General features: G+C 57.2%; 17 protein-coding genes. 6 read left to right on the top strand and 11 right to left on the bottom strand.

Features of this window, described 5'->3' with window-relative positions; translation table 11 throughout:
• Positions 1-12 precede the first annotated feature (12 nt).
• Genes Q1A63_RS03935 through Q1A63_RS03920 form a run of 4 tightly spaced genes read right to left on the bottom strand, consistent with a single transcriptional unit; the run spans position 13 to position 4,707 of the window.
• A complete protein-coding gene (locus tag Q1A63_RS03935; protein ID WP_299630735.1) occupies positions 13-1,485 on the bottom strand; it encodes an aldehyde dehydrogenase family protein in 1,473 nt (490 codons plus the stop codon).
• A complete protein-coding gene (locus tag Q1A63_RS03930) occupies positions 1,482-3,185 on the bottom strand; it encodes an AMP-binding protein (RefSeq protein WP_298969425.1) in 1,704 nt (567 codons plus the stop codon). Before Q1A63_RS03930 ends, Q1A63_RS03935 begins: the two co-directional genes overlap by 4 nt.
• A complete protein-coding gene (locus Q1A63_RS03925; protein WP_298969424.1) occupies positions 3,149-3,529 on the bottom strand; it encodes a hypothetical protein in 381 nt (126 codons plus the stop codon). Before Q1A63_RS03925 ends, Q1A63_RS03930 begins: the two co-directional genes overlap by 37 nt.
• On the bottom strand, positions 3,526-4,707 hold the full coding sequence (locus Q1A63_RS03920) for a thiolase family protein (protein WP_298969423.1): 1,182 nt from the start codon (positions 4,705-4,707) through the stop codon (positions 3,526-3,528). Before Q1A63_RS03920 ends, Q1A63_RS03925 begins: the two co-directional genes overlap by 4 nt.
• A gap of 145 nt (positions 4,708-4,852) precedes the next feature.
• Between Q1A63_RS03920 and Q1A63_RS03915 the strand changes: the two genes are divergently transcribed.
• The gene (locus tag Q1A63_RS03915; protein WP_299630732.1) at positions 4,853-6,010 is read left to right on the top strand and encodes a hypothetical protein; all 1,158 of its coding nucleotides are present in this window, start codon (positions 4,853-4,855) and stop codon (positions 6,008-6,010) included.
• Positions 6,011-6,075: 65 nt separating this feature from the next.
• On the opposite strand, the gene Q1A63_RS03910 is transcribed toward Q1A63_RS03915, so the two are convergent.
• From Q1A63_RS03910 to Q1A63_RS03900, 3 genes are read right to left on the bottom strand one after another with little or no spacing between them, the layout of a single operon-like run.
• The gene (locus Q1A63_RS03910; protein WP_298969421.1) at positions 6,076-6,675 is read right to left on the bottom strand and encodes a TetR/AcrR family transcriptional regulator; all 600 of its coding nucleotides are present in this window, start codon (positions 6,673-6,675) and stop codon (positions 6,076-6,078) included.
• A 4-nt stretch (positions 6,676-6,679) separates the two neighbouring features.
• Positions 6,680-7,780 (bottom strand): hypothetical protein, encoded by a 1,101-nt coding sequence (locus tag Q1A63_RS03905; protein ID WP_298969420.1) that lies wholly within the window; start codon positions 7,778-7,780, stop codon positions 6,680-6,682.
• Between the two features lie 30 nt (positions 7,781-7,810).
• Positions 7,811-9,628 carry a tetratricopeptide repeat protein gene (locus Q1A63_RS03900; protein ID WP_299402056.1) on the bottom strand — a complete coding sequence of 606 codons (1,818 nt, stop codon included), beginning with the start codon at positions 9,626-9,628 and terminating at the stop codon, positions 7,811-7,813.
• Between the two features lie 251 nt (positions 9,629-9,879).
• On the opposite strand from Q1A63_RS03900, the gene Q1A63_RS03895 reads away from it, so the two are divergent.
• A complete protein-coding gene (locus tag Q1A63_RS03895; protein ID WP_298969418.1) occupies positions 9,880-11,256 on the top strand; it encodes a S8 family serine peptidase in 1,377 nt (458 codons plus the stop codon).
• A gap of 457 nt (positions 11,257-11,713) precedes the next feature.
• A complete protein-coding gene (locus Q1A63_RS03890) occupies positions 11,714-12,886 on the top strand; it encodes an O-antigen ligase family protein (protein ID WP_299630729.1) in 1,173 nt (390 codons plus the stop codon).
• 155 nt (positions 12,887-13,041) lie between these two features.
• On the opposite strand, the gene Q1A63_RS03885 is transcribed toward Q1A63_RS03890, so the two are convergent.
• Positions 13,042-14,367 (bottom strand): lipopolysaccharide biosynthesis protein, encoded by a 1,326-nt coding sequence (locus Q1A63_RS03885; RefSeq protein WP_298969416.1) that lies wholly within the window; start codon positions 14,365-14,367, stop codon positions 13,042-13,044.
• 881 nt (positions 14,368-15,248) lie between these two features.
• Here Q1A63_RS03885 and Q1A63_RS03880 point away from each other — a divergent pair.
• The 3 genes from Q1A63_RS03880 to Q1A63_RS03870 all read left to right on the top strand — a co-directional run bounded on the left by Q1A63_RS03880 (position 15,249) and on the right by Q1A63_RS03870 (position 18,827).
• Positions 15,249-16,904, top strand: a complete 1,656-nt coding sequence (locus Q1A63_RS03880; protein WP_298969415.1) for a hypothetical protein — start codon at positions 15,249-15,251, stop codon at positions 16,902-16,904.
• 292 nt (positions 16,905-17,196) lie between these two features.
• On the top strand, positions 17,197-18,168 hold the full coding sequence (locus Q1A63_RS03875) for an ATP-grasp domain-containing protein (protein WP_298969414.1): 972 nt from the start codon (positions 17,197-17,199) through the stop codon (positions 18,166-18,168).
• On the top strand, positions 18,168-18,827 hold the full coding sequence (locus Q1A63_RS03870) for an HAD family hydrolase (RefSeq protein ID WP_299630842.1): 660 nt from the start codon (positions 18,168-18,170) through the stop codon (positions 18,825-18,827). Before Q1A63_RS03875 ends, Q1A63_RS03870 begins: the two co-directional genes overlap by 1 nt.
• Here Q1A63_RS03870 and Q1A63_RS03865 read toward each other — a convergent pair.
• The 3 genes from Q1A63_RS03865 to Q1A63_RS03855 are packed head-to-tail and all read right to left on the bottom strand — an operon-like array spanning position 18,788 to position 21,891.
• Positions 18,788-19,930 carry a glycosyltransferase family 4 protein gene (locus Q1A63_RS03865; RefSeq protein ID WP_299630725.1) on the bottom strand — a complete coding sequence of 381 codons (1,143 nt, stop codon included), beginning with the start codon at positions 19,928-19,930 and terminating at the stop codon, positions 18,788-18,790. The genes Q1A63_RS03870 and Q1A63_RS03865 overlap by 40 nt on opposite strands.
• A gap of 15 nt (positions 19,931-19,945) precedes the next feature.
• The gene (locus tag Q1A63_RS03860; RefSeq protein ID WP_299630723.1) at positions 19,946-20,980 is read right to left on the bottom strand and encodes a glycosyltransferase; all 1,035 of its coding nucleotides are present in this window, start codon (positions 20,978-20,980) and stop codon (positions 19,946-19,948) included.
• Complete coding sequence (locus Q1A63_RS03855) at positions 20,920-21,891, bottom strand: NAD(P)-dependent oxidoreductase (RefSeq protein WP_299630721.1); 972 nt, start codon at positions 21,889-21,891, stop codon at positions 20,920-20,922. Before Q1A63_RS03855 ends, Q1A63_RS03860 begins: the two co-directional genes overlap by 61 nt.
• Between the last annotated feature and the right edge of the window lie 5 nt (positions 21,892-21,896).

The following is a 21,896-nucleotide window of genomic DNA, read 5'->3' as shown; positions in this document are numbered from 1 at the left end:
GATACGGTTCCCTTATCCGACCCAAACGCTTTTGGTCTGAGTATATAGCCCGATGGCGTCTTTGCCCATTTCGCGCCCGTAGCCTGACTGTTTGACGCCCCCAAAAGGGGAGGCCGCATCGGTTTCGCCCCAACAGTTCACCCAGACGGTTCCAGCCTCCAGCGCGTCAGCGAACCGTCGGACACGGGTGACATCCTGAGACCACAAACCAGCCGCCAACCCGTAGTCTGAATGATTGGCCCGCGCCAAGACATCCGCCTCATCATCGAATTTCAACACCGACAAAACCGGGCCAAACACTTCTTCCCGCGCGATTATCATCTCATCCATGACGGCGCTTATGATTGTCGGCGGTATGAACCAGCCATCGCCTGAGGCCCGAACTCCCCCGGCCAGCACCGTTGCGCCTTCTTTCTGACTGGTCTCGACATGACCAAGGATCATCTGCATCTGCTTTTCACTGATCACCGGCCCCAGATCATGCCCGGGGTCTTCGAGGCCCGGGCCGACACGGATCCCGGCGGCCAAACCGGTCAGACCATCAAGCACCTGATCATAGACATCCGCATGCACATAGAGCCGCGACCCGGCGGTGCAGCTTTGGCCATTATTGCCAAAATTGGCCCAGAAGGCACCGGGAATGGCGCGGGACAACTCCGCGTCCGGGAAGATGATATTCGCCGCTTTTCCCCCCAATTCCAAAGAGAGCTTCTTGAGGTTTCCTGCCGAGGCTTTCACGATTTCCCGTCCGGTTCGCGTGCTGCCGGTAAAGCCGATCTTGGCCACGCCCGCATGCGACGCAAGCGCATCCCCCGCATCACGACCATATCCGGGAACAACGTTCAGAACGCCCGCAGGGATGCCAGCCTCCAGCGCCAAATCCGCCAGATAGAGGGCCGAGAGCGGCGTTTCCTCAGAAGGCTTCAGAACGATTGTGTTACCCGCCGCAAGCGCCGGCGCGAGCTTCCACGAGGCCATCAGCAGCGGATAGTTCCAGGGCGTGATCAGGCCGCAGACCCCCACGGGTTCCACACGGGTGTAGTTCAAACGGTCCGGTGTCCCGACCGGGATGGTTGCCCCTTCGATTTTGTCTGGCCATCCGGCAAAATACCTGAAGTGCCGGGCTGACCAATGCGCATCGACATACCGTGCGGTAACGTATGGTTTGCCATTGTCGAGAGCATCGAGCTGCCCGAGAATAGGTGCCCGTTCTTCGATAAGATCCGCCAACCGCCATAAAATACGACCCCGGTCTTGCGGCAACATGCGGCCCCAATCCCCCTGCTGAAAGGCCTGTGTTGCCGCTTGCACCGCGCGATCCACCTCTGCGGGGCCAGCGCGAGCGACCACTGCCAGCGGCCGACCGGTCGACGGGTTGATCACGGTCAGGTTCTCGGGTGCATCACAGGTTTGCCCCCCGATCCGCAAGGCTTGTCTGGCGTCAATGAATGCCGCGACTTCCGGCAACAGCGGGATCATCTTCATGCGGTGCCTCCCTGCGCCTTCTCTTCTGCTTCACGCAGCGCCCGGCGGTTGATCTTGCCGGAAGACGTCATTTCAAATCCATCGACATAGGCAAATTCGCGCGGGGCCTTGTAGCCTGCCAGCCGGGTCTTCACATGATCGCCCAATTGCTCGGACAAACCGTCATCGCCTGTCACCCCGGCCTTCAGCTTGATCACCGCTTTCACGATCGATCCCCGATCAGCGTCCGGTTTACCGATCACCGCAACCTCGGCGACGCTGGGATGCGCCAGCAGGCACTCCTCGATCTCTGCTGGACCAATGCGGAACCCTGACGACTTGATCAGATCATCAGACCGGCCTTTGTACCAGAAATACCCATCCGCATCGCGCACCGCCAGGTCATGAGTGCGCAGGTATGGGCCCAGTGCCATCTCCGCAGTTTTTTCAGGATTGTTGAGATACCCCAGAAACCGGGTTGGTGAAGCGTTCAGCGTAACAATCTCTCCTAGCTCGCCGTCCGCCACATGATGCCCTTCGGCATCCACCAGATGAACATCGTGTCCGGGATAGGCCCGCCCCATGGACCCAGGCCGCCGAGGATAAAGTGCTGCGCAATTGCCAATCAGATGGTTTACCTCCGTCATGCCGTAAAACTCGTTGCAGACGACGCGCAGCTTCTGTTCCGCCCAGTTCAGGGTTTCAGAGGCCAAGGCCTCGCCACCGGTGCAGATCACTTTGAGGGACAGATCGAAGGCCGCATGTGGATCCGGCGTTTGCGCGAGACGTTTGATTGCGGTGGGCGCCAGAAAGCTATGCGTCACCTTGTGGCGGCTCATGAACCCATAGGCATGCTCGGCGGTGAACCGGTCCAAAGAGGTGGCAATCGGTCGTCCGGCCATCCAGGCCGGGAACAACATGTCCAAAAGCCCGCCAACCCAGGCCCAATCCGACGGGGACCAATAGACGGCGTCTTCGTCGTCCATCGCGAGGTTGAAAAACAGATTGATCGACGGTGTATAGGCGGCCAAAATGCGGTGCCCGTGCAAAATGCCCTTGGGCTTACCTGTCGATCCGGAGGTATACATCAGCAACGCGGGATCATCGCTCCCCATGTAGTCGGGGACAAAGCTGCCAGCGTCCGTTTCAAAGGCGGCGGCAAGATCGAGATCACCCGCCTGCGGGTCGCGGCAAAGCACATGTTTGAGGTGCGGGAAGTCGGTGCGCGCGGTTGAGCGCATGGACTCCCAGGCAGCGACCGATGTCAGGATCACCGGCAACTGGCAATCGTTCATGGCATGACGCAGCGTATCAGGCCCATAAAGCTGTGACAGGGTCACGGCGACACCGCCAAGCTTGCATATGGCCATATGGGCCACCGCCGTATCGGGATGCTGCCCGGTATGAAGTCCGATGAGGCTGCCGCGCGCATACCCCAGCTGTTTCAGCATGGCGGCCAGATTTGTTGCGGCGCGATCCACCTCGGCGAAGCTCTGCACATGGGTTTCGCCTGCAGTGTCCTCAAATATCAGCGCAGGATGATCGCGGGTCTCGGCCCCGAGATGTTTGCCAAGCGTCATATGGAAAATATTGGCGTCATCCGGCCAGCGAATCCGATACCCGTCCCCTTCCCGATGCAGGTTCAGCTGCGGCAGCAGCGCTGACGGGATATCGAGCCCGGCGGTTATGTCGAGCGTCCGGAGGGGAGGCGGGTCAGGCATAACATCGGCAGGTTGCTTTTCGGCGCTGCAATCACGCCGCAGGTGTCTTCGTCAGCGATGTCAATCAGGCGGAGCGTGGTTTTGGTTGTGGCCCCGTCGAATTGCACGAGACCGAAATCGCCATCCTGCCCTGAGGTGCGAAAGAGGATATGTGCCATACCGGATAGCTTTACCCATTCGCCCTCCGTTTCACTGCAGAGACAGACGCGCAGCGGCGGAAAGCTGGTGCCGGCACAACTCTTGCAGCGTCGCGCCATGGCATTGCCACTTGCAATCCCTTCGACAAACGGGGCCAGCCAGCCCGGGTGCAGCGTATACTCAAGGGTGAGCCGATGGGAAATCATAACGCGCTACTCCCGCGTTCAAGGATCGTCACTGCCGCCAGGGTGCAGACGCCGCCATGGGTATCGGCCAGCGCGTAGCGGGGCAGGGTTTGCGGCTGTAGCTCTGGATGATATCGCCCCTCAAGGATCAAGGCGCAGGTTGCAGTTTGCCCGACACCGGTTGCGCCAACCGGCGCCCCCTGCCCCATCAATCCGCCGGACAGGTTGATCGCGCAACGCCCCGTGGGTGCAAAAGCACCGGCCTGAAGGTCCCGCGATACCTCCGCGCTTAACCCCAATGCCGCTATCGCCTGCAACTGCGCCCCGGCATAGGCATCATAGATTTCTGCGATGCCAATTTCACCGGGGCCAATCCCGACCTCCGCGCAGGCGCGCTGCATCGCTTGGGTCTTGGCAGCGAAACTGCCCGCATTTTCGCGCGCGCCCAGATGCATGTGATCGGAGGCCGCCCCCATACCCGCAAGCGTTGGGGCCGTTGCGCGATTGGCAGGCATCGCATCCCGCCGCGATAAGATGAGGGCGGCGGCACCATCTGACAGCGGCGAGCAATGCAGCCGCTGATAGGGTATCGCGATGGGTGGGCTGTCTGTGATCTCCTGCGGACCATCCCTACGGTGCAAATGCGCGCCGGGATTGTGGCAGGCATTCGACCGGTTCTGGCAGGTGACAGTTGTCAGATCAGCCTCGGTTGTTCCATGTTCGGCGGCGAAAACTTGATAGGATAGAGCATAAAGCGCGGTCGAGGTCAGACCCGTCATCCCGTCTGTCCAGGCATCAAATGAAAACCCGTAGAGTTCACGGATCGCGTCCCCCGACAGGCTGGACGCAGATGGGTCCACCCCAACGACAGCCACATGCTTGGCCGCCCCGGCCTGAATCGCGCGCGCGGCGGTGTGCACAGCAATCTGACCGGACGCACCGCCCCCTTCGCAGCGGGTGGCTGCAACGCCCGTCAAGCCGAGCTCCGTCGCCAGAACGGAGGCTGGGTTCAGTTGCAAATGAAAGAAATCGCTTTCCGAGGCGACGTAGAGCGCCTGAATATCGGATCTGTCCAACCCAGACAGTTCCAGTGCAGTTCCAAATGCGGACACCACCCAATCGCGAAAGCCGGTCCCATCCCTGCGCCGGTTGAATGGCGTAAGTGCGGCACCTGTCACCATGACGTCACTGATTTGCATCTTGCTGGAGCACCCACATTTGGCTGGATCGCACCCTCACTTTGACCTAACATATTTGTAGATACAAGTTGATTTTACCGCTGCGCTATTGCGACCTGTGTGGGTTTTCGCGGTGCCGCAGTGATGTTCAAGCAAGGAAATCACTTTGACCTGGCGCGCTCTTTTGGCCTCTGGCCTGGTATGTTTCTGCGCTGGCGGTCTTTACGGCTGGAGCGCGCTCATCGCGCCCCTGCAAGCGGCATATGGTGTTTCGACCGCGCAAACTGGTCTCGTCTTCTCATTGGCCATAGCGAGCTTTACGCTGTCGGTTATCCTGACACCGCAACTGCCTTGGCAGACATCGACACCGCGGGCTGTCGCCTGTTTTGGTATCCTTGGAGCGGTATGTGTTTTTGCAGCCGCTCGGGCCCAGGGGTATGTGCCCTTTTTGCTTTGGTTCAGTGGCGGATTTGGCGCCGCGAGCGGTGGCATCTACATCGCGGCACTGGGTGTCGCGGCTTTGACACCGGCGCATAGGATCGCGACCCCCGCCATGGTTGCGGCCTTTGGGACAGGCGGCGCGGTTTTCGGGCCGGTGTGGCGCGTGATGGACGCACATGGGGTTGGAATGGGCGGGTTGTCTGTGTTGGCAGCCGGGCTTCTTATGTCCTCAACCTGCGCCGCATTTGCCGCAGCCCCGGCGATATCGGAAAAGGCACAGCCGCCCGCTGGCTCCTCAGCGGCACACCCCAGCGAAGGTCATTCCCGCAAAAATCTGGTGGTGATTTGGGCGGTATTCGCATTCGGCTCCTTCGGCGGGTTGATGGTATTAGGGCTCGCCTCCAAGATGATGGACGCCGCGCAAACCAGTTTGACCTTGGCCAGCTTGGGCCTTGCAGGCATCGCCATTGGCAATACCTCAGGGCGATTGTCTGTTGCCTTTCTTTCCAGCCACCTGCGGCTTGAGCAATGCCTATTTCTGGCAATGGCGATAACCCTTTGCGGTCTTTTGTCTGCCGTGTTTCACGCCGGACCCGCGATGCTGTGCGTCGCCCTGATCCTGATCGCCACTGGATATGGGATCGTTGCATCGACGGTGCCCGTTGTAACCAGATCCGTGTTTGGCGCAGCTGGGTTTCAGAAACGTTTCTCCTTCATCTTTACGGCCTGGGGGGTTGCCGGGTTTTTCGCGCCCTGGGCGGGTGGCGCAATGTTCGACGCGAGCGATAGTTTCAGGCTGCCCTTACTGATATCCGCCCTTGCCGCAGTTTTCTGTTGCTTGATGACCTGGCAGCTGGGGCGCCAAATGGCGCACGATGAGTGACAAATCTCGGGACATTAGAGGGTGCGCGTGTAGGAACCAACCGTCCACACGCCCGGTTACCACTCCTAGATCTTATCTGACAGTCCATCAGCCCGCGCGATCCCACGCCAGATCAGCGTGAAAATCCGGTCGAGTTCCTCCTGCCCTGTTGGCGACCCGCCCAAGGACGCCCGCCGCGCAAGCGTGATCGCTATTGATGCCAGTATCGTTTCGATGGTTCGGACCGAGGTTTGCACCAGCACCTTCTGATCGATACCCGCCTGGATCTCCGCCAAAACTGCGTCCTGCATGTCTCGTAATTGGCCGCTTTGGCGAATATCCTCGCGGATTTCGGCGCTCATCATCTCGGCCATCAGGAACTCTTGCGGCGCCTTGAACCCGTAGGCCACCAGAGCGAACCACATTGCACGAAGTCGCGCCGCGGGCCCCACACACTCACGCGCGGCATCCATCATGCTCCGATGAATGTCCCGTTTCACTTCGAGGAACACCCAGAACAGCAGATCATCCTTGGTCTCGTGATACCGGTAAAGGGTGCCAACCGAGAGGCCCGCGCGCACGGCGATCTTGTTGACGGACACGGCGGTCGATCCGGTGGACGCAATCTCGCCGACGGTGGCCTCCCGGATGTCTTTCGGCTTATCGCCTGTCCTGGGGCGCGCCACGGCTTTAGGGCACGGAAATCTTTGTTTCGACCCACTCCTGGCGCGCTTTTTCAAGAAGGCCGCTGCCACCAAGCATACCGATTGACGGGCACAGCTTCAAAACATCGAAGCCATCCAGCGCCAGAGTTTTGCCGGCCTCGCTGTCGGACGGATAATGCAGGCCGAGCACTTCCCTGTTTCGGGCGATGCGTTTCGCCATATCGTGTAGCGGATTGCGCAGCTGACCATTGGGGTGGGTAAATTCCATGATCTTGCTGTCACCGCCATCCCCATCCCGCATCACCTCATCAAGGCAATAGGCGATCATCCAGGCTTCGGTCGCATGGCCACTGGGGTAAGCGGCGTGTTGCGGCACATCAATCGGCGGCAATAGCGCCGGGTGCAATTGCGAAGGTCTGGGGCGATTGAACCGCGCTTTGAAATGCATGGCCAGGAACTGACCAACCACCAGCGCGACATGGCAGAGCCTGAAAGTATGCGGATGCGATAGATAGGTGAACGACAGGATTGCCTGATAATACCCGATGACTGTGTCGCGCTGTTGCAAGGCTTCGCTCATCGCACCGGGACGATATTCGATCAGTCCAACAAGCTCCGTCAATTCGTCATCCAGATCCCACAAGGCGCCGGAAGGAAATGTCGTGATGTCGGTATTGTTGGTGAGCGTCCGGGCCGGGGTCGGCACGCTGATGTCGGTCCAATCCGGTTTGCCCGATGCGGTGCTGTCCAAGGCGGAGAACTCGGACAGAAAGGCAATCGCCTCATTCCCCGGGGACCAATTCTTGAACGTCGCGGATTTGTAATACTTGTAGATACTGTGCAAACGCTGCGGGTCGCCTGTTGCGTCCAAAGCCTCCGGTGACGTTGCTGGCCACTGATTGCCGGGCCACCAGCGGTCTTCTACGGATATGGCTGGATTGGGGGGCACCTGAGCTTCACCTTCATATTTGGTGTCGGGTGATATGCCGATCCCCAAATAGCTTGGGCCACCGCCATATTGCGCGCTGCCCCTCGCATCGCGGGCATCTCTCGCGTCCCGTGCATCGCGCGCATCTCTGGCGTCCCGCGCGTCAAAAGTGCCTATCGGTCCGTTGGATCCAGCCATGGGAAATCTCCTGTCAAATAGGTTTCATCATCAATCCGGCACACCCGCCTGCCGGAGGCGCATTCTAAATTGCTCAGCTCTATGCGGGTCTTGATAGAGTTTGTGAGTGTGTTTGTAGTCTGATAACCGAAAATTCGGTTCGCGTTGCATCAACCGCTGCGTGGTACGGCGCGCCTCAAGCTCATCGCCAAGAGCAACCTGGGTGACGGCCAGAACGCGAAACGCGGTTGTATAACGATCATTCTCCGCGATACCGCGCGACAGCCAAGATAATGCCTGTTCATAATTGCCCGCGTCATAATGAACGATACCCAGAAAAACATAATGCATAAACAGCCACTGATCAAAAGGAGACAGCCGCAAGGCGCGCTCAGCAGCGGTGACCGCCTCGTCGCAGCGGCCCATGCTCGACAGTGTGACACTGGACAACAGTGACGCGGTGGAACTGTTTGGGTTGATCTTGCGCGCCCGATCCAGATGTTCGATCGCCGTGTCGAAATCCCCAAACAAATATGAGCGCACATGCCCGTAAGTGGCATGCGCCAACGCATTGTTTTCGTCGATCCTGATGGCCTGCAACGCCAGATCGGCGGCGGTCGAGGAATCCTGTCTGGGGTCCTTCGACCACCCCTGACCGATCCGCAAACTGTACCAACGGGCGGCCCAGGCCAGTGGCGATGAAAACCCCGGATCGGTGTCAATCGCACGATTGAGGTGGGTGCGCGCCAGTTCAAAAGACTTTGGTTTCAGGCTCCCGATCAGATCCAGCGCCTTCAGATAATTGTCATACCCGGACCATGACGAAGGCCATTTGCGCAACGCCCGGCGGCGTTCTTCGGAATGCATCTCGGGCAGCAACAGGACCAGAGCTGTTTCGACAATTTCATCCTGCACTGAGAACATGTCCCGCGCCTTGAAGTCCCGTCGGAGGCTGGCGAGCTGTTTGCCAATCGCCGTGTCGAGCAGTTGCGCTGAAATCCGAATACGGTCGTTGCTCCGACGCAGCGTGCCGGTGATCAGATAGCGAACGCCCAGCACCTCTCCCACTTCTTTCGGGTTTATCGGTTGCCGTGCAAATGCAAGCGTCGAGGATCGCGAAATTACCGTGAGATCCCGGTGACTTGACAGAGACACCACGATGTCTTCCACGATGCCTGCCGCCAGATAATCATCCTCCTGATTTCCGCCTAGGTTCACGAAGGGCATCACCGCAAGCGATGGCAAATCCGTAACCCCGGGCGTCGGGTCCTGCAGGTGACGACCATCCGTTTTCAACTGAAACGCCGAAAATAACTTCCCAAGTTTTCGCAGCTTCAGGGGGCCTACAGACGTCGTTTCATAGGTGGCGAGGCCTTCGATTTCATCCTGCACGGATTGCGTCAGGATCACCCCACCCGGCGATGTATGCTCCTGCAAACGGGCCGCGACATTTACGCCGTCGCCGAGCAGATCGTTTCCGTCCCGCAGCACGCTGCAATAGTTCAGCGAGACGCGCAGCGACAGGCCCTGACGCCGCTTGCGTGCCTGCGATTGCAATTCAAGGCTCCATTTCACGCCCGCAACAGCATCATCAAAAGTCGCAAGAATGCCGTCGCCGGTTGATTTCACCAGCTTGCCGTCGAATTTTTCCAGAAGGGGCAGGATAACTTTTTCCCGCAGGCCCGTCCAACGCTGGAAAGTCCCCTGTTCGTCTTCATGCATCATCGCGGAAAACCCGACGACATCCGCAAAGGCGACGCACAGATGATTTGCGTTCTCCTGATCACCGCGCTCTTTATGTCCCACCGGTCCCGCGCCCGGTGGCAGAGCACCGCCGCTCTCAGAGAGCCGGGCTGTCGTACCACGCATCATTGACTGCAACTATCGATGCTCGATTGCCAGGGCGGTTGTCCCGCCATAGGTGCGCCCCCAATCAAAATGATCTCACCACTAACTGACCTTTCAGGTGCATTATTGAGCGATTCGGACTAAAAGTTAACGTGAGACATATCATTGTGCCAATACGCGTTCAGAACTGAAGTGGTGTCAGTACATCGTCCCCGATACAGAGAAACCTGTGACGTGCTTTTTGAATGGTGGGTGATGAAAGGCGGATACACATGCGAGTGAAGCTCTATCTCTTTGACACAAGCAAGCGCAGGCTTGAAGAAAACCTCAAAGCGGTTGGTTTTGATCTGGAGAGGTTGGTCGCTGAATTTGGCCCTCAGGACTATCAGCTTCCCCCGGGACCGAGCAACAACCCCTGGCAAGCCAGAGACCGGTATGGCGAGCGGCTCTCGCAACCCGGACAACCCGGCCTTGGGTACGGCATTCCCCTGGAGGCCGAGAACGAAAAAGTCGCACGCGAATTTCTGGGGCGCTTCCGCGAGCGCGCCTTTGGCAGTGATCGACCCGATATTGCCCGCATTCTCGGGATCGATCTGACCCCGCTGTCGATGACATCGGCGAAACCCAATCAACATTGGTGTGCAGGTGATGGAATGGGCCGTCACTTTGCTGGACGCGCACAAGCAAACAGGTTGATCGAGGTGGAAAGCCTACAGGCCTGCAAACTCACCGGTGCTGGCGTCAATGTGTTTGTCGTCGATCAGGGCATCAACAGGCACTACCTCGAAACCCTCGGGGGCACCTATGGCGGGGGCATGTACTGGACAGCTGATGGCAAATCCCAAGTGCCGGGGGAAATGCAGCTACCCCATGCGCCAGTCCCCCAGGGGCATGGCGCAATGCTGTTACGATCACTCGTTGATATTGCGCCCGACGCGACATATTTCGATCTGCCGCTTTTGCCGCAACGCATTACAGAGGTTGAAAACTTTTCGCTGCGCGCGCTTTTTGCCTTCGCATTCCTGAACTACTTCTTTTTGTCCTGCAACGGCCCCTGGGTCATCCTCAACGCCTGGGGCATCGTTGACCGATTTTCAGAGAAACTGCGCGGCTTTTACACCGACGATCCAAACCACGCGCTGAACAGCTATCTGAGCGAGCTTGGGTGCCATCACGACGTGATTTTTGCGGCTGGCAACAGCGGGCAATTCTGTGGCGATCCGCGATCAAGCGGGTATGACCGCGGCCCCGGCCGCAGTATTTGGGGCGCCAACGGGTTGCCCGATGTAACCTGTGTCGGTGCCGTACGCGGCGATGGCATTTGGGTTGGTGCGGCGTCGCAAGGCCCGGGACCAGGCGGCTTTGACACCGGGGCTGGCCGACCTGAAAAACCGGATGTATGCGCGCCAAGCTGGTTCGTTGAGAACGCCAATGCGCATCTCAGAAGTGCGGGCACCTCCGGGGCCTCGGCTGTGGTAGCAGGGGCCGTCGCGGCGTTGCGCCAGGGCTGGTCCATGAACGCGGTCTCGCCCGCCGAGATGCGCAAGGCCCTACGCGACGGGTCACATAGCAGCGCGGGCAAGGGCTGGAATGCGCGTTACGGGGACGGTATCTTGAACCTTGCCGGGACCATCGCTCAATTGCCGTGATGGCCGTCGGATGGTTGACCACCGCGCGGGCAGGCGCAGGACCGTTTTGTGTGTTCGAGGATGCTGAACAGCGGCTTCGGCCAGCGGTCTGAAAAAGTAAATGGGAGGTTTTCTGCCCGCTGCAGGCGAAGTTCATACAACCTCTGCTTGGACCATCTAAATATTTGATCCAAAACGTGATAATGTCATTGACTCATCAACACACCAGCGCCCTAATTTACCAATGGTCTCATTTTATTATCTAAAATCGCGTTCAGAACAGATCGCTTCAACGACAACGACTATTTAATGGTGACAGGCCGCAGGTTCATGTGCGGTTTTAGGACAATTTAAAGGAGGTTCAATGGCATCCGCGAAAGCCCCATTCGGGAAAGCCTCCGCTGTGTTTGGCAAGCCTCCGCGCGCCGCCAGAACGGCAAAACCCCGCTCTACCCACACCACATCCGGTAGGCTGGAAATGTTTCTGATCTCGGCCACAGTCTTTCTTTCGCCGATGAATTATCTGCGCACAGATCTGATTTATTTTACCCTGAGCGACCTTTTTGCGCTGGCAACCGTGCTCTTGATGCTGGCAACCCGAAGACTGGCAACGCAACCCTTCGGCAGACAAACGCCAAGCTGGTACGCGGCGGTGGCGCTCTTTCTATTCGGATTGATGCTAGGCTCGCTGGTAAAGGGAAATCCGACAACGGCGACAACCGTTTTCGCTCAATATATCTTTTCATTCGTTTTGCTTCCGATGGCCATTTGCGCCCGCCCGCAAAGCGAGATCATCTTTCTGGTGAAGATCTTCGTCGTCTCGGTCGCGTTGATCATGCTGCACGGCGCTTTCATGATGGCCTTCAACCCCGAGGACGTGAGGTTTGTCAGCCGAAGCGGTCGCATGTACGGTCTTGTGGAACGGGAAAATGCAACCGGTGCGCTGGGAGCGGTGGCACTTGTCTTTTGCCAATGGCTGTATTTCTCCCGAAAAATATCCGTAGCTGTCTTGCTGCTGCTCAGCGCGCCAATCGCTTATGGCATTCTGCTCACCGGCTCCAACACGGGGTTCTTTCTCGCGCTAATCGGCAGTTTTTTATTGATTTTCCTGAGCGGATCGATGCGGTTGCTTGCTGCCTCCATCGTGGTGGCCTTCGCAGTTTTGGCAGTTGTGGCACTTTGGGGCGAATACTTCCTGCCAGAAATTTTCGTTAAACGCGTATACGGTGCGTTACAAAGCGGCGACACCAGTCAAGCAGGGACCTTTGAGGACCGATTTGCGCTCAACCAAGAAGCATTGGAAATGGCGCGCGAGACCATTTGGATCGGTTTAGGCATTGAACAGTATCGCGTTGTGAGCGCGCATGGTGCCCCGGTCCACAACACCTATCTGCTCACGTTAACCGAAGGTGGGTTGATATCGCTTATCGGACTGATTTGCCTACCGGCAATAGCTTTTTACATCGGGTGGCGCGCGTTCTTTGGCCGACATACGCATTTATCAGGTGCGCTCACCATCACTTATGTCTGCTTGTTTGCTCTTTCGCTGAACGGGTTCGCGCATATCTATGCACGCTTTTGGGCGATCCCCTTGCTTTTGGCAATGAGCGTGAGCCTATCCCAGTTAGTCGCGGCGTCGCGACCCAGGTAGCCGAAGAATCTACGCGAAAGATGTTTCCGAGATTTAGGGTCTGCTGACGCAATGGACCGACCGCGACAATTGCGCGGCACCCAAACATTAAGTCACGACTTGCCGGGGTGGTTTTTAGCCCCGCGAAGTTTGCGAACACTCATAGTTCAGAATCTTCATGTCGTCTGGTCTTTCAAGGCGCGTAAGGATCGGCGAACGAGGAAAACACAAAGCAGCAACCACACGCCGTTACATATCAGGTGCGAGAGCGCGGCACCGGACACGCCCAAGAGCGTGGTTAGTGGAATGATTAACGCAAAAAACAATGCGGACGTGAGTGCTCCGACCCGCACAAGCGCCTTGTCTTCGCCAAGGCTCAGGAGAGTTGGTCCCAGCACAATGCCAATCAGGTAGAGCCCAACCGCCACCGCCTGAATCGTCACCACCGGTACAGCAGGCGCAAATTCGGCTCCAAAAAGACCGATGACGATCGCATCGATGAACCAGATGACACCCGACAAGACCACCGCCAGAACCCCCGCAAACCCCAGTCCGATGCCCTTTACAAGTCGCGCGAGACGGTCGAATTCACGGCGGACCGCAAGTTTGGTCAGTTCCGGGTAGACGGCCTGATTGATCGGACGGCCAATGCGCAAGGCAGCCTCGCCGCACCGACGTGCGAGGTGGTAATATCCCACCGCGGTCGGGGTCACCAGCACCGCCAAGATCAATACATCCAGACGCTGCGTCGTCTGCCGTAGAATAACTGCCAGATTGCTGTTGATCATGAGCCTGAGAAAGCCGGGGTTTTCCGAGAGCGAGGTGCGTGTGCCATGCATCTCGATGCGATGCCCCTTGCGCCGCATCTCCCGAACACCGGCGGCATAGGTCAGTGCCCCTTGCATGAGGCTGATCCCCACAAAGATCGCCACAAACCCAGGCAGGCCCAACCCCAGAAACAGCACCGCACCGGCCAGGGCTGTGCGTAACGCCGCCATCCCTGCGTCCACTTTGGCTAAAATATCAAATCGGTCGAAGAGACGAAGTAATGAAATCCCAGTGGCGTGCAGCGAGAATAAAACAGCCAGTGCAGCGGCATATGGCATCCAGTCCGCATTGACGCCGAAGTGCGTTTTGACCAAAGGGGCCAGCAGCAAAACAACCGCAGCGGCGAGGAGACCGCCCACGAGATCAAGCTTGACCGACAATCCGATCAGCCGACCAAATCGATGTGAATCCTGCTGTTCCAAGGCATCGCTGCCATGACGGATAACAGCTTGCCAGGGCTCCAGATGCGTCAGTCGCGCCACAATACGAGCGTATGCTTCCAGAATGGCCAACATGCCCAATCCCGCGGCCCCGAGGGCACGTGCCGCAATCGTCAAATAAACAAGGCCCAGCAAAGCAATGATAATTTGGGACGAGAAAATCCATTTGAGATTTTTAAGCAGCCGCCCGGAAATGGGCTCGTCGCGGAGTTTCGTGACAAACCGTGCAATCACTGGACCGATCCCATGTGAACTGGCGCCATGGATAAACAGCCTGTCTCCGACGAAAAAACGGTTGTTTTCGTGCGATAAATTAGCATTTCACTCGGTCGGGTTGGGGGCGAAACAAAGTCATTTTAACTCATCAACTAAATTGGGCGCGACAGAAATGGCGTTCTTGACAATGGGTTATATTCTATCGGCTTTTGCGAAATGTGCGTAGCGTGAAATCACGCAAACCGATGGTTTTCTGGGAATTGGACGTTAAACACTGCGCTGAAGCAACGCATGATAGAACCGCCAAGATCATATCAATCCCAGATTGTTGCGTTCAGAATTTCAAACTGGCGCGCTGCGCTTTCAAAGTGGGTCTCCCCTCACAAGAGCAAATCACGCCGAAGCCCTGGTGGCGGTGAAGCTTAGTGGTCGATACTTGACATCGACATTTTAGCGCAAGTCCGCCCACACCCATTGATCTTGGCATCGAATTGACGGAGCCGGTGTGCCTAGTCCGATCACTAGGTCTACCTTTTTTGGCGAGATGATGTGGCGATTGCCGCCGGACAGCTTCTCAAAAACAGCTGAAGTCTCAAATTAAGCGCAGAACACAAACTAAAAAACGACCACTAATAAAATGGTTAACAATTGGTTACCGAAAACAAATCACTTCACCAATTCACGAGATTCGAATTTTTTCCGCCGATGCGGGCGTTTTGACGAGCAACAATTCGCTGACGTATGGTTGCGCGCTGAAAACAAGAGGAAATTCGCCGCCCCCGTCCCAATGGCTACAACACGCTAAGCGTGTATGACATGTGCGTGGCAGATGATTGTTTCAAGGAGGTGCCAGTATCGCCGCGACAAGAAACTGGAAATACAACTGAAGGACTAAGAAATTGACTAACATCTCCATACCCGCCCCGACCGGGACCGGGCTTGATAAACTGATTGAAATAATCGGAAGTGACGCCAAACTGGCGCAGGGGACTTCGACAGCCGATATTACGGCCGGAATGGAAGCAGCCTCCGCGATGAACGCTCTCATCATCGAAGCCATCAAATCGACCGGCGTTGCCGATGACGGCAAATTTTCAAAACGCGATGTCGTTGCGATCAACGATTACCTTGTCACAAATCATGCCGATACCTGGGCTGATCTCCACGGCGATGACGAAGACGACGTCGAAACAGGGTTTCATCTGGTTCAATCCGACGGGAACAGGACATTGCTTTATGGTGTAAACGCGGTCGATCGGGTTGCGGACTCCATCTACCACCTCGGGTTTGAAATGATCGGTCGGTCCCGGCTCGGAAATGAAGACGGCGAGGCCAATCAATCAACCAAGAAGGTGGCAGGTTGGTTGAACAAGTTGCTTGCTGACGATCTGGCGGATGGTTCGCTGCAAAGCGACAAGCAAGGTGGCAGCCAAGTGGTTCTCACCGTGTCCAATTCCGGAGAACCGATCCCCTATCAGGATCCGAGTTTCGTGCCCTACTATGACGATGATCTCGACTTGGGTGATGACCTCGTCTCCGGCAGCGATGGCGCAGATGTGTTCCGTTTCCAGTTTAACATCAACACAACGCCGGAAATCGCGGCCCGAAACCTGAAGGCTGACGGCACCATCGCCTGGCATGATGTTGCGGGTGAAAACGGGAATGTGCACGATCACTGGGTCACCAATGGCGGTGACGATACCGTCCTTGATTTCAAAGCCTACGAGGGAGACACAATCGAGGTCGTTGGCCATACCACCAACTTCTGGCTGTCTTATGATGACGTGGACAACAATGGCAAAGAAGACACCATCATCAACGTCTGGTCGGATCAGGGCGGCTATAGCGTAGATCGTGATGGTAATTTCACCGGCAGCCCAAACGGCGCGCATGACGGAGATGTTCTTGGGACAATCACGGTTTTGAATGCGGTTTTGGTGGGCGACGAGATCTACAACGACTCCAAAGCGCACTATGGCGAATATACCACGGTTGCCGAAATGCCCGCGGTTGATAACCCCCGTCCTGAACCGGAACCGCCGCAGGTGCCAGACGACATTGCGCTGACGGGTACCGGTCTCGACACCCTCGTCGATATTATTCTGAACGACAAGAAGCTCGCACAGGGGACGCCGCTGGACAACATCGAGGAAGGTGCAGAAGCTGCGGCTGCGATGAATGCGCTGATTGTCGAGGGCATTCTTTCAACCGGCGTGGCTGAGGACGGCGCTATTCAATCGTCTGATATTGTGACCCTCAATCGGTTCCTATTGGGAAACTATGCTGATGAGTGGTCGGAATTGCATGGTGACGACGAGACCGGTGTCGAAACCGGGTTCCACCTTGTTCAGGGCAACGGCAACAGAACACTTTTATACGGTTCAAATGCTGTCGATCGGGTGGCGGACGGCATTTATCATCTGGGGTTCGAAATGCTTGGACGCAGTCGCCTCGCAGACGAAGATGGTAACGGCAATCGGTCCATCTACGAAGTCGCCGAATGGATGAATGATCTATTGGCGGATGACCTGAACGATGGAACGCTGATCGCGTAATGAGCGTGAAAAAATCGCCGTAACTCTTACGGTTTGGATGGCGGCAGATACGCTTGGGCACGACAGGTCCCTAGGCGCCGCCATCCTCCTCGCATTTTTGTGCGGTGCCAATTTGAGGCGACCCAAGCGCCGCTGATCACACTTCCAAGACATCGCACAGCCTATAAATAAGCAAAATCCGCCGTGAATGTTGCTGGAAAAATTTACTCTCAAGACCTTATTTTTGAACGCATTCTTGTGAAAACCATGTTAGTCTGAAGCATTGGTTAATGTATGGTTTCGGGAGAGTTTTATGTCACAGAACAGCATGCGTATCCTTGTCTGTTCTGCAGGACGGCGGGTCGGGTTGATCCAGTGTTTTCGATCTGCAGCCGAGCGCTTGAACATTGATCTCAAGGTCTACGCCAGCGACCTTGTCCCGGACGAAGCTGCGGCCTGCGCCATCGCTGACGTTGCATTGAAAATGCCAAGATCGGATGCGCCCGAATATGCGGCGGCGGTCCTGCAGGCGGTGAAGGAAAACGCAATTGATCTGGTCGTCCCGACAATTGATCCGGATTTGAAACCTTTGGCTTTGGCCCATGAAGAGTTCGCGCGAGCGGGCGCCCGTTTGCATGTATCACCTGCCCATGTCCTCGACATCGTGCGCGACAAAAGACTCACGGCGGAAGTTTTGGCCGCAGCAGGCGTTCCGGTACCAAGCACGCTTTCATTGGACGAACTGCGCGCAACTCCTGACAGGCTCAATTGGCCCGTTTTCGCCAAGCCCAGCGGCGGCAGCGCGAGCCGCGGTCTTCAGGTTTTTGACAGAATAGAGGACGTTCCGACCGAATTCCCCGAGCCGATGATCTTTCAAAATCTGGTCAGGGGTCCGGAATTCACGGTTAACATCTTTGTGGATGCGGATGGCGTTTTACGCACCGTTATCCCGCACCTGCGCAAGAGCATTCGAGCCGGTGAGGTTGAAAAAGGCGTCACGCGGCGTCGGCAGGACCTGCGTGACATTGCCGAAGGCATCGTCTCAGCCCTACCAGATCTGCGAGGTGTTGCCTGTTTCCAAACCCTTGAGGATGACATCCACGGCCCTTGCGTCATTGAGATCAATGCTCGCTTCGGTGGCGGCTATCCCCTTGCGGACCATGCGGGCGCAACCTTTGCACAGTGGCTGTTGGAAGAAACGATGGGGCGCCCCTGCACAGCCCATGATAACTGGAGGGAAGGCGTTCGCATGATGCGGTATGACAGCGCCGTTTACGTTGATTGATGATCGTATTTGATCTGGACGATACGCTCTACCTGGAAAGAGATTTCGCTTTCAGTGGCTACCGGCATGTCGACGCCTGGGTGGCGGACAACCACGGCCTCCCCGGTTTTGGCGCCACATGTCGAGAGCTCTTTGCCTCCGGGGAGCGGCGCAATATTTTTGATCGGGCCTGCGCATCACATGGGATATCCGCGACACCCGGTCTGATTGCGGCATTAGTGGCTGAGTACCGCGGACATGCCCCTCAGATTTCTTTATGCCCGGACGCCGATCAATTTTTGGCGCGAACAGAAAATGCGTCGCCTTTTGGATTAATCACCGACGGCCCTGAACATACACAGATGGCCAAAGTCCGAGCCTTGGCGCTGGATCAACGCATTCAGCACATTCGTGCGACAGGTAGCTGGCCCAAAGGCTTCGGAAAACCGCATCCCCGTGCGTTCGAAGAAATGGAACAACTGGCGCCACCGAAGGCTCAGATGGTGTATATCGCGGACAATCCGGCCAAGGATTTCATCACGCCAAAGGCACGGGGATGGTTGACCATTCAGATCCGACGTACCGGCGCCATTCATTCGCCTCTCGCGCCGGATCTAGACCATGCCGCTCAGATCGAAATTCAGAGTATGGACGAGTTGGACGCAGCTTTGCCCAGCTGAGCCTTTCGTCCCACCGGGATATTCGCGCTCAGCGCTGCCCGATCAATGACCTCACTCCACTGTTGAAGGACACGCGTGGGATCAAGCCATTCGCGGCATTTCTTTGAACGCAAGCGCATCTGGCCGCGCAATGCGTCGTCGTGGCACAGAGATATCACGGAAGCGGCAAGCGCATCCACGTCTTCGAGTGGCACCAGAATGCCGTTGTCACCATCACGGATCATCTCGCGCGGTCCATAGGGGCAATCAAAGGATACAACAGGCAGTCCGCTCACCGTGGCCTCTGCAACCACATTGGAAAAACCTTCGTATCGCGAGGAAAACACCAACATATCCGCATCGCTCATCCAGGTTCCGGGCGGGCAATTACCCGGCATGGTGACGCAATCCGTCAAACCGAGTTCCTCTCGTTGGGCTTCCAAGCTTGCGCGCTCTGGGCCCTCCCCCCAGATGGTGAGATGCGCGCCTTGCACCTTGTCATGCACCTTGGCCATTGCCTGCAGCAGCATGTCAAAACCCTTTTGCCGGTCCAGGCGACCGACCGCGACAAGCTTTATGCTATCCTTTGTATTGGAGGCCGCACTGACCGGATAAGGCGAGCAGCCGTTGGGGATGACAACCGCCTTTCTTTGCAAGGCTTTGGGCATATCTTCACTGGCACGCTCCGTCAGGACGGTTATCGCGGTCGCATGTCGCCCAAGCCAGTTTTGTCCATGGTACCAAAGCGGATGGCCACCTTGAACCCGCGGATTGTTGCGTTCGGAAATGACAACCGGCACACGCTGACCGATCGTCGCAATAAGTGTCAGCACATTCACCTTGGTCAGGAACGAGACAATCACGTCGGGCCGCACTTTCTTGATGGTGCGGCGAATGTGCAGCAATCGCTTATGCTGTGCGCCATATCCCGGCGCCGTGTCCGGGTTTATGATCGGATGAAGCGTCACGGTATCCGGATAGGAAAAGAACGGGCCACTTTCAGGCATTGTCAGGCCGGCGACATGAACCTCATCCCCTTGTCGGGCACGATCTGCCGCGATGGCGGCGACGTTCTTTTCAGCGCCGCCAGCACCAAAACCACCCTGGATCAGTAGAAGTCGCAATTGAATTTCCTTTCCCTACTCAGCGGCATGCGAGCGCACCGTTGGAGTGCCCTCGACATCATCCGGTCGGTTCAAATCATGCTCAATGAGTGGCCTATGCAGATCTTTCGACTGGAGAAAAATCCGTCCGATGTACTCTCCAAGAATGCCGAGAAACATGGCATTTAAGGTCATCGACAACAGCAAAAGAATGGTGGTGGTTGCAAATCCGGCTGGCCAATCCTGTCCAAAGACAACCTTCCCGACCACATATCCAATCAGCAGAAGAAATGTCATCAATCCGACCGCAAGACTGATCATGGAGGCCAGACGCAAGGGGATCAGCGAGTGGTTGATCAGCCCATCCACGGCAAGCGAAATCATCGCCCGCATCGGAAACTTGGAACTGCCTGCGGTACGGGCCTGTCGGTCGTATTCAAATCCGATCTGGTTGAACCCCATCCCGCTGATCAATCCGCGCACATAGGGTGACCGGTCATCAACCCGCTTCAACTCGTCCAGTATACGCCGATCTGTCAGTCGAAACTCGCCGGCATTGCGCGGCAGATCATCGTTGCTGATCTTGTCGATCAGCGCGTAAAACGCCCGACGCAAACCTGCAATGATCGGCCCATCCGGTAGGCTGCGACGCACGCCGTAGACAACGTGATACCCCTGTTTCCAGGTATCGAGCATCTGCGGAATGAGCTCCGGCGGGTCCTGCAGATCGCAATCGAGTTGGATGGCGCAGGCACCCTTGGCAGAGCGATAGGCCGTCAGCACAGAGGCCTGATATCCGACGTTGCGCGAAAACCGGATGACGCGCACGCGGGTGTCGTCGGCCGCAATCTCTGACAGGATCTCGAAGGTACGATCATCAGAGTGATTGTCCGTAAAAATGATCTCCGGCTCATAGTCGTTCAGACCCTCAAAAACACGCAGCACCCGCTGATAGACATCGCGAACGTTGTCCTCTTCGTTGAGGGCCGGGATCAGGATCGAGACCGTCGTCATATCGCCGCCAAACGCTGTTCTGAGGGGTGCAGCAGTTGAGATTTGTGTTTTGCCCATTGCACTGTCCTTTCAAGACCGTCGAAGAGAGGCACGCCAGCGGACCAGCTGAGGGTTTCGGCCATGTGCCCACCATCACACACGAGTTCCACGGGCTGGGATGTCTGTTGCGAAATTTCCACAAGGTCACGTGCCGCCTTGGTCGCGCGCAGCAACATCAAGGCAACCTCGCCCATTCTTGGAGCCTCACCCGAACAGACATTGACCATGGGCCCGACGGGTTCTGGGTTTTCCGCAATCTGCAGAAGCGCCGCCACGACATCATCGACATAGATAAGGTCACGCCTGTCATCCGGGCGCGCGATGGTGACCGCTTCGCCCTTGAGCAACTGGTCCACCAGATGTGGTATCAGAAAATCGCGTGACTGCCCGGGCCCATAGGTCAATGCCAGGCGGGCAGTGACCGCATCAAAGGGCAGGCGGGATCTGGCCATGGACATATATTGCGTCCCGGCGAGCAGGGATGCCCCATAAGCGTTCCTGGGGAATGCACATTGGGTTTCGGTATAGGGAAGCTCGGTGTCGCCATATTCCGCAATTGTGCCGGTGCGGACCAGAACCCGCGGGGGGTCCGACGCATTTGCTGCTGCGGAGAGCAAGGAAAACAATGGCGTCAGGTTGTCATCAACGCTTTCCGCCATGTCCGTCAGATCGGCAGGGGCCGCGTAGCGTGTGCGGGCACCGGCGTGGAAAATGATCTCCGGCCGGGATGCGTTCAAACAGGCGGTCACCGCAGGCGTATCCGCAAGGTCCAGCCGACGCACGTCAAGCCGCCCGGCCAGACTTTCGAGCCGCTCCAATGATGAAGATGGGCGCGCCATCACGGTCACATCATCCCCCCGCGCCAGACAGGCGCGGGCGAGATGTGATCCGATGAAGCCGGTGGCTCCTGTGATGACAACGCGCGCCATGAGTG

This window comes from uncultured Roseobacter sp., from assembly GCF_947499265.1.
Lineage (GTDB): Bacteria > Pseudomonadota > Alphaproteobacteria > Rhodobacterales > Rhodobacteraceae > Roseobacter.
Note: the sequence above shows the minus strand (reverse complement) of the source record. Positions and strands in the feature narration are given on the sequence as shown.

Coding starts and splice junctions, on each gene's coding strand:
- Q1A63_RS03935 (WP_299630735.1), bottom strand. CDS start 1,485: ATGAAGATGATCCCGCTGTTGCCGGAAGTCGCGGCATTCATTGACGCC.
- Q1A63_RS03930 (WP_298969425.1), bottom strand. CDS start 3,185: ATGCCTGACCCGCCTCCCCTCCGGACGCTCGACATAACCGCCGGGCTC.
- Q1A63_RS03925 (WP_298969424.1), bottom strand. CDS start 3,529: ATGATTTCCCATCGGCTCACCCTTGAGTATACGCTGCACCCGGGCTGG.
- Q1A63_RS03920 (WP_298969423.1), bottom strand. CDS start 4,707: ATGCAAATCAGTGACGTCATGGTGACAGGTGCCGCACTTACGCCATTC.
- Q1A63_RS03905 (WP_298969420.1), bottom strand. CDS start 7,780: ATGGCTGGATCCAACGGACCGATAGGCACTTTTGACGCGCGGGACGCC.
- Q1A63_RS03900 (WP_299402056.1), bottom strand. CDS start 9,628: ATGCGTGGTACGACAGCCCGGCTCTCTGAGAGCGGCGGTGCTCTGCCA.
- Q1A63_RS03895 (WP_298969418.1), top strand. CDS start 9,880: ATGCGAGTGAAGCTCTATCTCTTTGACACAAGCAAGCGCAGGCTTGAA.
- Q1A63_RS03890 (WP_299630729.1), top strand. CDS start 11,714: ATGTTTCTGATCTCGGCCACAGTCTTTCTTTCGCCGATGAATTATCTG.
- Q1A63_RS03875 (WP_298969414.1), top strand. CDS start 17,197: ATGTCACAGAACAGCATGCGTATCCTTGTCTGTTCTGCAGGACGGCGG.
- Q1A63_RS03870 (WP_299630842.1), top strand. CDS start 18,168: ATGATCGTATTTGATCTGGACGATACGCTCTACCTGGAAAGAGATTTC.
- Q1A63_RS03860 (WP_299630723.1), bottom strand. CDS start 20,980: ATGGGCAAAACACAAATCTCAACTGCTGCACCCCTCAGAACAGCGTTT.
- Q1A63_RS03855 (WP_299630721.1), bottom strand. CDS start 21,891: ATGGCGCGCGTTGTCATCACAGGAGCCACCGGCTTCATCGGATCACAT.